11 protein-coding genes are annotated in these 12,169 nt (G+C 61.2%); 6 read left to right on the top strand and 5 right to left on the bottom strand.

The window, feature by feature from the left end; all coding sequences use genetic code 11:
• Window positions 1-6: 6 nt before the first annotated feature.
• Both B9Z47_RS07855 and B9Z47_RS07850 read right to left on the bottom strand, forming a co-directional pair.
• The gene (locus B9Z47_RS07855; protein ID WP_108330647.1) at window positions 7-978 is read right to left on the bottom strand and encodes a tripartite tricarboxylate transporter substrate binding protein; all 972 of its coding nucleotides are present in this window, start codon (window positions 976-978) and stop codon (window positions 7-9) included.
• Window positions 975-1,706, bottom strand: coding sequence for a GntR family transcriptional regulator (locus B9Z47_RS07850; protein WP_108330646.1), 732 nt, complete (start codon window positions 1,704-1,706; stop codon window positions 975-977). Before B9Z47_RS07850 ends, B9Z47_RS07855 begins: the two co-directional genes overlap by 4 nt.
• Window positions 1,707-1,978: 272 nt before the next feature.
• On the opposite strand from B9Z47_RS07850, the gene dcd reads away from it, so the two are divergent.
• The 4 genes from dcd (at window position 1,979) to B9Z47_RS07830 (ending at window position 7,379) form a co-directional block, all read left to right on the top strand.
• Window positions 1,979-2,554 carry a dCTP deaminase gene (dcd, locus tag B9Z47_RS07845; protein ID WP_108330645.1) on the top strand — a complete coding sequence of 192 codons (576 nt, stop codon included), beginning with the start codon at window positions 1,979-1,981 and terminating at the stop codon, window positions 2,552-2,554.
• A gap of 55 nt (window positions 2,555-2,609) precedes the next feature.
• A complete protein-coding gene (locus B9Z47_RS07840; RefSeq protein WP_108330644.1) occupies window positions 2,610-4,064 on the top strand; it encodes a DEAD/DEAH box helicase in 1,455 nt (484 codons plus the stop codon).
• 95 nt (window positions 4,065-4,159) lie between these two features.
• Complete coding sequence (locus tag B9Z47_RS07835; RefSeq protein WP_108330643.1) at window positions 4,160-6,361, top strand: TonB-dependent siderophore receptor; 2,202 nt, start codon at window positions 4,160-4,162, stop codon at window positions 6,359-6,361.
• A 145-nt stretch (window positions 6,362-6,506) separates the two neighbouring features.
• On the top strand, window positions 6,507-7,379 hold the full coding sequence (locus B9Z47_RS07830) for an alpha/beta hydrolase (RefSeq protein ID WP_108330642.1): 873 nt from the start codon (window positions 6,507-6,509) through the stop codon (window positions 7,377-7,379).
• A gap of 90 nt (window positions 7,380-7,469) precedes the next feature.
• Here the strand turns inward: B9Z47_RS07830 and B9Z47_RS07825 are convergent, their stop codons facing one another.
• The 3 genes from B9Z47_RS07825 to B9Z47_RS07815 all read right to left on the bottom strand — a co-directional run bounded on the left by B9Z47_RS07825 (window position 7,470) and on the right by B9Z47_RS07815 (window position 10,528).
• Window positions 7,470-8,453, bottom strand: coding sequence for a tripartite tricarboxylate transporter substrate binding protein (locus B9Z47_RS07825; RefSeq protein WP_108330641.1), 984 nt, complete (start codon window positions 8,451-8,453; stop codon window positions 7,470-7,472).
• Between the two features lie 27 nt (window positions 8,454-8,480).
• The gene (locus tag B9Z47_RS07820) at window positions 8,481-9,602 is read right to left on the bottom strand and encodes an NADH:flavin oxidoreductase/NADH oxidase (protein WP_108330640.1); all 1,122 of its coding nucleotides are present in this window, start codon (window positions 9,600-9,602) and stop codon (window positions 8,481-8,483) included.
• Between the two features lie 182 nt (window positions 9,603-9,784).
• Entirely contained in the window at window positions 9,785-10,528 is a 744-nt protein-coding gene (locus tag B9Z47_RS07815; RefSeq protein ID WP_108330639.1) for a pseudouridine synthase, read from the bottom strand.
• Here B9Z47_RS07815 and yaaA point away from each other — a divergent pair.
• Both yaaA and queF read left to right on the top strand, forming a co-directional pair.
• Window positions 10,527-11,303, top strand: coding sequence for a peroxide stress protein YaaA (gene yaaA / locus B9Z47_RS07810; protein WP_108330779.1), 777 nt, complete (start codon window positions 10,527-10,529; stop codon window positions 11,301-11,303). The genes B9Z47_RS07815 and yaaA overlap by 2 nt on opposite strands.
• A 2-nt stretch (window positions 11,304-11,305) precedes the next feature.
• Window positions 11,306-12,151 carry an NADPH-dependent 7-cyano-7-deazaguanine reductase QueF gene (gene queF, locus B9Z47_RS07805; protein ID WP_108330778.1) on the top strand — a complete coding sequence of 282 codons (846 nt, stop codon included), beginning with the start codon at window positions 11,306-11,308 and terminating at the stop codon, window positions 12,149-12,151.
• Window positions 12,152-12,169: the final 18 nt, after the last annotated feature.

Here is a 12,169-nt window from a genome sequence, read left to right as displayed (position 1 = left end):
TAAAAATCAGGCGTCAAGATTGATCTTGCGTTCGCGGGCCAGGTCCGTCCAGCGGGCCAGGTCTTTCTTCATGTAGTCCAGAAATTGGGCCGGTGTCATGGGGGTGAGTTCGACCGCTTCGGCGCTCAGCTTTTCGCGGAAGTCTGGTTGAGCCAGCACTTGCGCCATGGCGTCGTTGAGCTGTTTGACGATCTGGGCAGGCATGCCAGCGGGGCCAACCACGCCGTACCACTGCTGCGCATCAAAGCCTTTGAGTCCGGCTTCTTCCATGGTGGGCACATCCTTGAGGGCGGGGTGACGTTGCGCGCCCGTGACGGCCAGGGCGCGCACGCGGCCACTGCGGATGTGTGGCAATGCAGCGGCCAGGCCGGGGAACATGGCTTGCGTCTGGCCAGCGATCACGTCGTTGGTGGCCGGTGCAATGCCGCGGTACGGGATGTGCACCATGAATGCGCCGGTTTGAGCCTTGAACAGTTCAGCGGTCAGGTGCGTTAACGACCCTGCGCCGGCCGAGCCATACGACACGCGTCCGGGGTTCTTCTTCACGTACTGGATGAATTCCTTGACGTCCTTGGCGGCCAAGCTGGCGTTGACCACCAGCACGTTGGGGGTGCTGCCGATCATGCCGATCGGTGTGAAGTCCTTGATGGGGTCGTAGCTCAGTTTTCGGGTGGCGGGCGATGTGCCGTGTGTGGCCACATAGCCTTGCATCAGGGTGTAACCATCGGGCGAGGCCTTGGCAGTCATTTGGGAGGCGATCACGCCGCCGCCGCCGCCGTGGTTTTCCACCACCATGCTCTGACCGAGCACCTTGCCCAGACGGTCGCACAGTTGGCGGCCGATCATGTCCGAGCCGCCGCCGGCGGCTACGGGAACGATGTATTTGAGCGGTCGATTGGGAAAGTTGGCCTGTGCCAGGGCCAGTTCGGGCAGGGCCACGAGCCAAGGGGTTGCTTGAATCAGGGTGCGTCTTTTCATGGTGTCTCCTCTGAGGGGGTGGAAGCTTGGTCAGCCGATTGGAGGCTGTTGTGCAAGCGTGCGTAGGCTTGGGTCACATGCGCTGCCAACAAGGACTGCGCCTGCGCGCAATCGCCCTGTGCAATGGCTTGGCAGATGTTCTGGTGCTCTGCAATCGAGGTGGACATGCCGGTCACATGGGACAGGCTTTGCAGCCGGGCCAGGTGCAGTTTTTGCACCACCTCCTGGTAGGTGCGGCTGAGTTGCTCGTTGTGCGCGGCCACCACAATCAACCAATGAAAATGCAGGTTTTCCGAGTAATAAGCAGGCAGGTTTTCCTGGCTTTGCGCGTGCAACATGGCCGCGATAGAGGCATTCAGGGTGGTGCTCAATGCGTGTCTGGCGGCGTTCGGCAAGGCGGCCGCCTTGGCCCCGGCAAAGCTGTCAAGCAGGCTGCGGATTTCGTAAAGATCACGCACCTCTTGCGCCTCGATCGCGCGCACAAACACCCCGGCGTGTTTGCGTGAGACCACCAGCCCAGAGCTTTCAAGCTCGCGCAAGGCCTCGCGCACCGGAACCCGTGACACTTGCAGGCGGCTGGCCACTTCGGGTTCACTGATGCGATCCCCGGGCTCCAACTCACCTTTGAGGATGTGCTCGAGCAGGTCTTCCCGAACCAGTTTGGCCAAGGACGTGTCCCGCATGTTTTTGATGCGGTCAGAGGTGTCGGCAGTGATCCAGGGCAGCATGTTGTGGCAAGGTATTTCGGATATCGTATACGATATTTTTGGCTTGCGGCGTCAGCCCAGTCCGCCGTGTGACAGGACAAGCCATCACGCGCCGGGGATTTGGGAGGGCGCTCGTGTGGGTCAAATGCCCATATGCATCAGCAGGTCAGGAAGTGCAGTGCCATGGCTGCAAGTGCTTGTGCCAGTGCATGTGTTGAGGGCAGGTGAAAAGGGCAGGTGTCAAGGGCATTGCCTTGGACCTTAAAATGCGAAAAATATTCAAAGGTTCAACGATGAGCATCAAAAGCGACAAGTGGATTCGGCGCATGGCCGAAGAGCACGGCATGATCGAGCCGTTCGAGCCGGGCCAGATCCGCAAGGACGCGGCAGGCCAGAAGATCGTCAGCTACGGCACCAGCAGCTACGGTTATGACATCCGTTGCGCCCCTGAATTCAAGGTCTTTACCAACATCTACAGCACGGTGGTGGACCCCAAGAATTTCGATGAACGCAGTTTTGTCGACATCGAGAGCGATGTCTGCATCATCCCGCCCAACAGTTTTGCGCTGGCCCGCACGATGGAGTATTTTCGGATTCCGCGCAATGTGCTGACCATTTGCCTGGGCAAAAGTACCTACGCCCGTTGCGGCATCATCGTCAATGTGACGCCTTTTGAGCCGGAGTGGGAAGGTTATGTGACACTGGAGTTCAGCAACACCACGCCGTTGCCTGCCAAGATTTATGCCGGAGAGGGTTGCGCCCAGGTGTTGTTTTTCGAGAGCGACAAAGACGATGTCTGCGAAACCAGTTACAAGGACCGGGGTGGCAAGTACCAAGGCCAAGTGGGTGTGACATTGCCCAAAACCTGAGCCCTGAAAATCGGTTTTAGGGGGCTTCAGCCCAAAATGCGACAATAGCAGGTTAATGACCGACTCTTTTTCCAATTTATCGCTGGCGCCCACGCTGGCACGAGCCGTGGCCGAAATGGGCTACGAATCCATGACCCCTATCCAGGCCCAAGCCATTCCGGTGGTGTTGACAGGTCAGGATGTCATGGGCGCTGCCCAGACAGGCACGGGCAAAACGGCGGCTTTTTCGCTGCCCTTGCTGCAACGCCTGCTCAAGCACGAGAACCCATCCACCTCGCCTGCGCGCCACCCGGTGCGTGCGCTGGTGTTGTTGCCAACGCGGGAGCTGGCCGATCAGGTGGCCCAGCAAATCAAGATGTACGCCAAGTACACCCAGCTGCGCAGCGCGGTGGTGTTTGGCGGTATGGACATGAAGCCCCAGACGCTGGAGCTGAAAAAAGGCGTTGAGGTGCTGGTCGCCACGCCGGGCCGGTTGCTGGACCACATCGAAGCCAAAAACGCGGTGTTGAACCAGGTGGAATATGTGGTGCTCGACGAAGCCGACCGCATGCTGGACATCGGCTTTTTGCCCGATTTGCAGCGCATCCTGAGTTATTTGCCCAAGCAGCGCACCACGCTGCTGTTTTCGGCCACCTTCTCGCCCGAGATCAAGCGCCTGGCCGGCAGTTACCTGCAAGACCCTATCACCATCGAGGTGGCCCGACCCAACGAAACCGCCTCCACCGTCGAGCAACGCTTTTATGCCGCGCAAGACGACGACAAGCGCCGCGTGATCCGCAAAGTTCTGGACGACCGGGGCATCAAGCAGGCGTTCATCTTTGTCAACAGCAAGCTCGGTTGCGGCCGGCTGGCCCGCTCGCTCGAGCGTGAAGGCCTGCGCACCGCTGCCCTGCACGGCGACAAGAGCCAGGACGAGCGCCTGAAGGCCTTGGAGGCATTCAAGCAAGGCGAAGTGGATCTGCTGGTCTGTACCGACGTGGCCGCACGCGGTTTGGATATCAAGGACGTGCCGGCGGTGTTCAACTTTGATGTGCCCTTCAATGCCGAAGATTACGTGCACCGCATTGGCCGCACCGGCCGGGCTGGCGCTTCGGGCTTGGCGGTGACGCTGGTCAGCCCTTCCGACACGCGTCTGGTGGGCGATATTGAAAAGCTGATCAAGAAAAAACTCGATGTCGAAACGCTGCAGCTGGACACCCGTCCCGCAGGCCCCGCCCCAGAAAAATGGGGCACCCGCGCCGAAGACCGTCCGCGTGGACGCGCCTACGAAGGCCGCCGCCGCGACGACTTCGATCCGCGTGATGCCCTGGATGCACCGCGTGAACGCCGCAGTGGTTTCCGCCCCGCGCCCGTGAACCGTGACCCCTTCTTTGAAAAACCCTACGAAGCAGCGGCCACCGACACTTCGCCCAGCTGGGAGGCATCGGTGCCCAAAACGGCCCGTTCGTCCATCTCGGCCAACATCAAGCCCAAGCGCAAGGTGGCTGCCTTGTTCAAATCAGGCGATTGATTTTGGGGGCATCGGTCGCCCCGATTGGTCTTGCGTGACGGCGGCTTTTACCCAGGCTTCACACGCCACGGGGCGGGCGCTGTCAAAATGCTCGGATGCGTTCATCCAGCTTTTCCCCTATCTTTCACCCTCTGAGCCACAGCCTGCTGCTGGCTGGATTCGGCCTGTCTTTGCTGCCCCATGTGGCCTGGGCGCAAAGCCCTGCCTCCCCCGCCACCAGTACACCTGCAGTCACCCCAACCGATTTGGGCCAAGTCGAAATCCGCAGCAGCCGCAACAACGACACCGAGGCGCGCCGCGAGTCTTCGGCCGCCAAAATCGTCATCGGCCGTGAAGAGATCGAAAAACAAGGCGATGCGACCTTGGGCGAGGTGCTCAAACGCTTGCCGGGTGTCACGGTGCAAGGTGCTCCAGGCCGAGGCGGTGCCATCCGCATGCGCGGCTTGGGTGGCGGTTACACCCAGATATTGCTCGACGGGGAGCGCATGCCACCCGGTTTCTCGGTGGACTCGCTCACGCCCGAGCAAGTGGAGAAGATCGAAATCATGCGTGCACCCACCGCTGAGACCGGGGCGCGTGCCATCGCAGGCACCATCAATATCGTGTTGCGCGAGGGACAAAAGGCCAACCCCGATGACCTGAAAATCACCCGCAGCCATGAGCGTGGCGAGGGTTCGACCATGCTCAATTGGGTGCACAACCTCAAGACCGAGCCCTTGTTGGGCACGATGACGCTGTCTTTGATGGACCAATACCGGGTGGATGAAAGCACGTCGTTGATCAGCTCGGAGCCGGGTGAAGACCGCATTCGTTTCAATGAATCTGTGGGCCGTCGTCAAGGTCTGCATGCCAATGCGCGGTTGCAGTGGAAAGGCGAACAGGGTCGCGCACTCACGCTCACACCCTTTGTGGTGTATTCGGAATATCAAAGTCCCGGCCAGGTGCAGATCCGGCAAACCGAGGGCAGCGGGTTGTCGGACAGTTCGCAGACATTGAACAAGAGCCGTTACGCCATGGCCCGCCTGAACGGTCAGTGGGCGCAGCGCCTGTCGGCCGATGACCGCCTGGAAGTTCGTTTTGGTCTCGGACAGTCGCAATACGACTTTCGGCTGAACCAGACGGGCGCGGCCGATGTGCTGCTGTTCAATGGCTTTGAAACGCAAAATTTCGTGGATCGCTCGGGCAGCCTGAGTGGCAAATGGACACGCGCCATGGACAACGGACACCAGATCGTCAGTGGTCTGGAGCTTGAAGGTGTGCGCCGTGTGGAAGAAGCCAACGCGGCTGTGGATGAAGACGGTGGAGACATCAAGGCCCGCACTTTCCGCTGGGCCGCTTATGCACAAGACGAGTTCAAGATCAACGCCAACTGGTCCGCTTACGCGGGCTTGCGCTATGAATCCATCTTGACCGAGGGCACCGATGACAAAGGGCTCAAGTCCAACACCAGCTCGGTCATGACGCCTTTGCTGCATGCCCTGTGGAAGCCTGACCCCGCCAAGCGTGACCAGGTGCGCATGAGCCTCACGCGCAGTTACAAAACCCCCACGCTGTACAACTTGGTGGCCCGTCCTGTGCCTTCACGCGAGACGAACAGCCCGACACGGCCCGACCGGGTGGGCAACCCGGACCTCAGGCCCGAAATGGCCAGCGGCATTGATGTGGCTTTCGAGCGGTATCTGGCTGGCGGTGGCGTGCTCAGCGCCAATGTGTTTCATCGTCAGATCAGTGATCTGATCCGCTACACCGTGGCCGAGCAAAGCAATCCCTATTGGGCCCCCGGTCAGAACCGCTGGGTGTCTTCTCCAGTCAACCTGGGCGATGCCACCACGCAGGGCATCGAGCTGGAGGCCAAGTTCAGGCTGGATCAAATGCTGGCGAGTGCTTTGCCCATCGACATCCGCAGCAACCTGAGCCTGTTCAGTTCCCGGGTCAAGCAGGTGCCTGGGCCCGATAACCGACTTGACCAACAGCCAGGCATGACGGCCAACTTGGGAGCGGACTACCGTGTGCGCAGCATCCCTCTGACCGTGGGAGGCAACCTCAACTGGAATCCTGATTACGACACCCGTCGCAGTGAACAGCAGTGGGCTTACCAAGGCACCAAGCGCGTGTTGGATTTGTATGGCCAATGGCGCTTTTCTGCGGCCACCGCCTTGCGATTGACGGTGAGCAACCTCACCGCACGGGACTACCTGACTTCGTCCAGCTACATCGGCAACGGTGTGAGCGAAACGTCCACCAACACCTCGCCCAGTTGGCGCAATGTGCAGCTGCGGCTGGAGATGAAAATCTGACGCGGTTGGCTGCCCGCATCGGGCGCTGGCGCTGGCGTGGTGCTGGCGGCAGCTAGGGGGCCAGGCACTGTCCCCGGTTGGGCTGTACGTGATCAGGCCTTGTGCCAATATGGCGTGCTGAATCAATGAAACCTTGGAGACCCCCATGCCCATCAAAGACGCCGCCTGGCACGACCGCATGTACAACAACCGCGCCTTGGTGCCTGATTTTGCTGACCACTTTGCGCACTGGCAAACGGCATCTGCACAGGCGCGCGAGACGCTCAAGCCCTTGCTCGATATGCCCTACGGCGATGGCCCGAACGAAACGCTGGACATTTTTCCTGCTGCCCGTGCCGATGCGCCTGTGGTGATCTTCATCCACGGCGGTTACTGGCGCAGTCTGGACAAATCGGACCATTCCTTTGTGGCCCCCGCCTTGCGGGACATGGGGGCTTGCGTGGTGGTGGTCAATTACGCCCTGTGCCCGGGCTCGGCCGATCAGCCCATCACCATCCCCGACATCGCCGTGCAAATGGCCAAGGCCGGGGCTTGGGTCTGGCGTCACATCGCCGAGCACGGCGGTGACCGCAGCAACGTCAGCGTGATCGGCCACTCGGCTGGCGGTCATCTGGCGGCCATGCTGCTGGGTTGCGATTGGAAAAAAGTGGGTCGCGATTTGCCAGCCACATGGGTGCGCAAAGCCATGTCGATTTCAGGCCTGTTTGATCTGGCGCCCATTCGCAAAACCCCCTTCGTACAGGGTGACTTGCGCATCACCCCGGCGCATGTGCGCATGGCCAGTCCAGCAAAGTGGCAGCGTCCTCGCCAGGGCGTGCTTTATACCGTGGCCGGCGGTGATGAAAGTCCCGAGTTCTTGCGCCACAACCGCTTGATCCACCAGGCTTGGGGACCCCAAACCGTGCCGGTTTGCGAAGACCTGCCGGGTCTGAACCATTTCAGCATCGTGACCGACTTGACCCGGCCAGGGACGCGTTTGCATGCCTTGGCCCAGCAGTTGATCCATGCCCCCGCATGAGCGGCATCTGAAGCGCAAGGACGGATCGCCTGCACACGGCCCATCGGGGTTTTGAAGGACAGACCCCGATGGCAGGGGTCTGTATCCCGTTCAATCCAGTTTGATGTTGGCGGCCTTGATGGCCTGGGTCCATTCAGCGATGTCGCGGTCCAGCAGTTTGGTCATGTCGGCCGGGGCCACAAAGCGCACCTCGATACCGGCCTGATCGGCGCGCTGCTTGCTCTCGGGCAGGTCCAGGCTGCGCTTGACGGCATCGGCCAGCTGGTTCACTGCCGCAGCAGGCGTACCGGCAGGGGCGTACAAAGCCACCCATGATTCGAGGTCAAAGTTGGGGTAACCGGCTTCGGCCATGGTGGGCACTTGGGGCATGCCCGCATGGCGCTTTTTACCGGTCACGGCCAGCGCCTTGAGCTTGCCCGCCTGGATGTGCTGCATCACCGAAGGTGGCGTGGTCATGAACACCTGCACCTGGCCTGCCAGCACGTCGGCGATGGCTTGGCCAGAGCCTTTGTAAGGCACATGCACCAGGCTCACGCCGGTTTGCTGCTTGAATATTTCGGTGCCGATGTGCGAGACCGAGCCATTGCCTTGCGAGGCGTAGTTCAGCTTGCCGGGGTTTTGTTTGGCGTAGGCAATGAACTCTTTCATGTTGTTCACCGGCACCGAGGGATGCACCGCGACCACGTTGGTGGCCACGGTGATCAGGCCCACGGGCGTCAGGTCTTTCAGCTCCCAAGGCAGCTTGGTCATCAAAATGGGGTTGGCGACGTGGTAGCCCGAGTACGACACGAGCAAGGTGTGGCCATCTTTGGGGCTGCGGGCCACTTGCTGGTAAGCCAGGTTGCCGCTGGCACCGCCCTTGTTGTCCACCACGATGGACTGGCCGATCAAGCGACCCAAAGGCTCGGAGATCAGTCGTGCCGAGGTGTCCACCAAACCGCCCGGTGGCACGGGCACCACCAGGGTGATGGGTTTGCTGGGGAAGGCTTGCGCCATCAGGGCCATGGGGGTGCACAGGCTGGCCAGTGTCAGCAGGCGGGTGGTGTTTTGCAGCAGGGTGCGGCGAGCGTTCATGTGTGTCTCTCTTTTTTGGGGTGGCAATCAGCGCATGCCAATTTTGGCGTCGTTGAAAATGTTTTTGGCTTCGCGGGGCAAGCTGCGCCAGTACTGGTGTTGTGAGTCGACCGTGCCGCCCAAGGCCACAGCCGCTTCCCAGCCCCACCGCGGCTTGTAAAGGAAAGAACGGGCCAGGGCGACCAAATCTGCGTCGCCACGCTGCAGCACGGCTTCGGCCTGAGAAGGCTCGGTGATCAGGCCCACGGCGATGGTGGTCAGGTCCGATGCATCTTTGACCGTTTTGGCCAAGTGCACTTGGTACTCTGGGCCCAAGGCAATTTTTTGCAAAGGCGAGACGCCTCCCGAGGAGATGTGCACGAACTGCGCCCCGGCTTGTTTGAGCTTCACCGACAAGGCGGCGGTTTCTTCAACTGTCCAGCCACCGTCCACCCAGTCGGTGCCCGAGATGCGCATGCCCAGCGTGCCGCCAAAGGCTTCGCGCACGGCTTGGAACACTTCCAGCGGAAAGCGAATGCGGTTTTCAAACGAGCCGCCATAGGCATCGGTGCGCTGGTTGGAAATGGGCGACAAAAACTGGTGCAGCAAATAGCCGTGCGCCGCGTGCAGCTCCACCGCCTCGATGCCCAGTTCGTGGCTGCGCCGGGCGGTGTTGACAAAGTCCGCCTTGATTTGCGCGATGTCGGCCAAGCTGAGTTCGGTGGGCGCGGCTTCTTGGGGCAAGTGGGGCAGGGCGCTGGGCGCCACGGTCTGCCAGCCGCCGTTTTCGGGGGCGATCAGCATGCCGCCGTTCCAAGGTGCGGCGCTCGAAGCCTTGCGGCCAGCGTGGCTGATCTGAATGCACACGGGCATGCTCGGGGCCAGGCGTCGGGCGCGGTGCAGTTTGTCGGCCAAGGCCGCTTGCGTCGCGTCGTCCCACAGGCCCAGACAACCGGGGCTGATGCGGCCCACGGCCGAGACCGCTGTGGCCTCGATGGTGAACAGGCCCGCACCGCTGTTGAGCATGTTGGTCCAGTGCGTGAGGTGCCAGTCGGTGGCTTGGCCGTGGTCGGCCGAGTACTGGCACATGGGCGCGATCACGATGCGGTTGGGCAAGGTGAGGGGGCCGGAGGGCGCGTTGAAGGTGAGAGGCGTGAAGAGCAGGCTCATGGGGTGTGTTGTCGCGGTCGTTTGAGTCTTGGCTCGCGGTAGCAAGCGCAGGCGTGCATCTTATGGAAAACCGGCCAGATGCTTATCCTTTGGGTGACAATCGCACCGCTTTGCAGGAGCCCATCCCGTGCTCGATGGGCGTGACACACGCCCTGAAAACCATCGCCCACAGCGGTGGGTTGCTACAAAGAGGGGGCAGCGCTAGGCCCGCTTGGGGGTTGAATGGATGGCTCAGTGAAAGAATTCCAAAGTCCCCACTCGCTGGGCAGCGGTGACTCCAAACGCAGCTGCTGCCCGCTGACCGGGTGACGCAATTCCAGACTTTGTGCATGCAACCACAGGCGCTGCAGTCCGATCAAATCTGCCACGGCCCGGTTGAGCGGCCCTTTGCCGTGGGTGGCGTCGCCGATGATGGGGTGGGCGATGTGCTTCATGTGGCGGCGCAGTTGGTGGCGACGGCCCGTGAGGGGCGTCAGAGCCACTTCGGCGCAGCGGGTGCTGGCAAAGCCTTGCTGCGGCAGGGGCAGCTCAAAGCGGCGCAGGGTGGCAAAGCGGCTTTGGGCGGGCTGCACTTCCAGGCGCTCGGTGCGCATGTCATCGGGCATGCGTTTTAAAGCGTGGTCGATCAAGCCCTCATCAGCCGGCCAGCCACGCACCACGGCGCGGTAGGTTTTTTGCAGCCCATCGCCGCTTTCAAAGGCCTGGCCCAGCAGGCGGGCCACTTCGGCGCTCAGCGCAAACACCAGCACGCCGCTGGTGCCCTTGTCCAAGCGGTGCACAGGCCAGACGTGCAGTCCGATCTGGTCGCGCAGGGTTTGCAACACAAAGCGGGTTTCGCCCTTGTCCAACGGGGTGCGATGCACCAGCCAGCCAGAGGGTTTGTTGACGATGGCGAGATAATCGTCCAGGTAAAGGATGTCGAGCATGTTGTTCTTATTGTCACCCGCCAAATCTCTGGACTATGAAACCCCCGCTGCGGGCGTGCCCCACACGTTGCCGCAGTTCGTGCCGCAATCGCAGGCCCTCATTGAGGTGCTGCGCCAAAAGTCGCCCCAGCAAATCGCCGAGTTGATGGACCTGTCGGACGCGCTGTCGGCCCTGAACGTGGCCCGCTACGAAGCCTGGAGCCCCAAATTCACCGCCAAGAATGCCAAGCAGGCCGTGCTGGCCTTCAATGGCGACGTGTACGAAGGCTTGGACGCCAAGACCCTGTCAGCACAAGACCTGGACTGGGCGCAAACCCATGTGGGCATTTTGAGTGGCCTGTATGGCGTGTTGCGCCCGCTCGATTGGATGCAGCCCTACCGCCTGGAAATGGGCACCACGCTGCAGACCGACAAGGGCAGCAACCTCTACAAGTTTTGGGGGCCGCAGATTGCCGAGTACCTGAACGCCCAGCTGGCCAAAGACAAAACACCGGTCATCGTGAACCTGGCCTCGCAAGAGTATTTCAAGTCGGTGGACCGCAAAACCCTCAAGGCCCGCGTCATCGAATGTGTGTTCGAAGACTTCAAGGGCGGCAAATACAAAATCATCAGCTTCAACGCCAAGCGGGCGCGGGGTTTGATGGCCCGATTCGCTATTCAGAACAAGATCACCCACCCCGAAGGCTTGCTGGGTTTTGACCTGGAAGGCTACAGCTACGACCCCCAAGTGTCCGAGCCAGACCGTTTGGTGTTCCGTCGCAAGGTGCAAGCATGAGCATGAACTCCCCTGAACAATCCCAACTCGGCAAGTCCAGCGCCTATGTCGACCAGTACGACGCCAGCCTGCTGTTCCCCATCCCCCGCGCCACCAAACGCGCAGAGATCGGCGTTACCGGGCAGCCCGTGTTTTTTGGGGCCGACTTGTGGACCGCGTTTGAGCTGTCCTGGCTCAACCCCAAGGGCAAGCCGCAAGTGGCGCTGGCGCACATCACTGTGCCTGCCGAAAGCACGCACATCGTGGAGAGCAAGTCCTTCAAGCTGTACCTCAACAGCTTCAACAACACGCGCCTGGAAAGCGCCGACGTGGTGCGCGACATGATCCGCCGCGACATCAGCGCGGCCATCTGGAACGGCGGCACCATTCAGGCCAGCGTAGGCGTGAAGCTGCTGCTGCAAGAACAGTTTGACCCCGAGCCCGTGCACGAACTGGATGGCCTGAACCTGGACCGCATGGACATCGAGTGCACGCGCTACCAGCCTGCACCGGACCTGTTGAGCGCCAATGCTGAAGAGCTGCCCGTGACCGAAACCTTGGTCAGCCACCTGCTCAAAAGCAATTGCCTGGTCACAGGCCAGCCCGACTGGGGCAGTGTGCAAATTACCTACAGCGGCCCACAGATCGACCAAGCGGGTCTGCTGCAATACATCGTGAGTTTTCGCAACCACAACGAGTTTCATGAGCAGTGTGTTGAGCGCATCTTCATGGACATCTGGACACGCTGCAAACCCACCAAGCTCACGGTGTACGCCCGCTACACCCGGCGCGGCGGGCTGGACATCAACCCCTGGCGCACCAGCGCCCCGGGCAAGTTGCCACCCAACGTGCGCACGGCGCGGCAGTGAGTGCATTCAGCGCATTCT

Origin of the sequence: Limnohabitans sp. 2KL-1, assembly GCF_003063435.1 — a bacterium.
Taxonomy (GTDB): Bacteria; Pseudomonadota; Gammaproteobacteria; order Burkholderiales; family Burkholderiaceae_C; genus Limnohabitans_A.
Note: the sequence above shows the minus strand (reverse complement) of the source record. Positions and strands in the feature narration are given on the sequence as shown.

Excerpts from the sequence above, each read along its gene's own strand:
- B9Z47_RS07855 (WP_108330647.1), bottom strand. The coding sequence starts at position 978 with ATGAAAAGACGCACCCTGATTCAAGCAACCCCTTGGCTCGTGGCCCTG.
- B9Z47_RS07850 (WP_108330646.1), bottom strand. The coding sequence starts at position 1,706 with ATGCTGCCCTGGATCACTGCCGACACCTCTGACCGCATCAAAAACATG.
- dcd (WP_108330645.1), top strand. The coding sequence starts at position 1,979 with ATGAGCATCAAAAGCGACAAGTGGATTCGGCGCATGGCCGAAGAGCAC.
- B9Z47_RS07840 (WP_108330644.1), top strand. The coding sequence starts at position 2,610 with ATGACCGACTCTTTTTCCAATTTATCGCTGGCGCCCACGCTGGCACGA.
- B9Z47_RS07835 (WP_108330643.1), top strand. The coding sequence starts at position 4,160 with ATGCGTTCATCCAGCTTTTCCCCTATCTTTCACCCTCTGAGCCACAGC.
- B9Z47_RS07830 (WP_108330642.1), top strand. The coding sequence starts at position 6,507 with ATGCCCATCAAAGACGCCGCCTGGCACGACCGCATGTACAACAACCGC.
- B9Z47_RS07825 (WP_108330641.1), bottom strand. The coding sequence starts at position 8,453 with ATGAACGCTCGCCGCACCCTGCTGCAAAACACCACCCGCCTGCTGACA.
- B9Z47_RS07820 (WP_108330640.1), bottom strand. The coding sequence starts at position 9,602 with ATGAGCCTGCTCTTCACGCCTCTCACCTTCAACGCGCCCTCCGGCCCC.
- yaaA (WP_108330779.1), top strand. The coding sequence starts at position 10,527 with ATGTTGTTCTTATTGTCACCCGCCAAATCTCTGGACTATGAAACCCCC.
- B9Z47_RS07815 (WP_108330639.1), bottom strand. The coding sequence starts at position 10,528 with ATGCTCGACATCCTTTACCTGGACGATTATCTCGCCATCGTCAACAAA.
- queF (WP_108330778.1), top strand. The coding sequence starts at position 11,306 with ATGAACTCCCCTGAACAATCCCAACTCGGCAAGTCCAGCGCCTATGTC.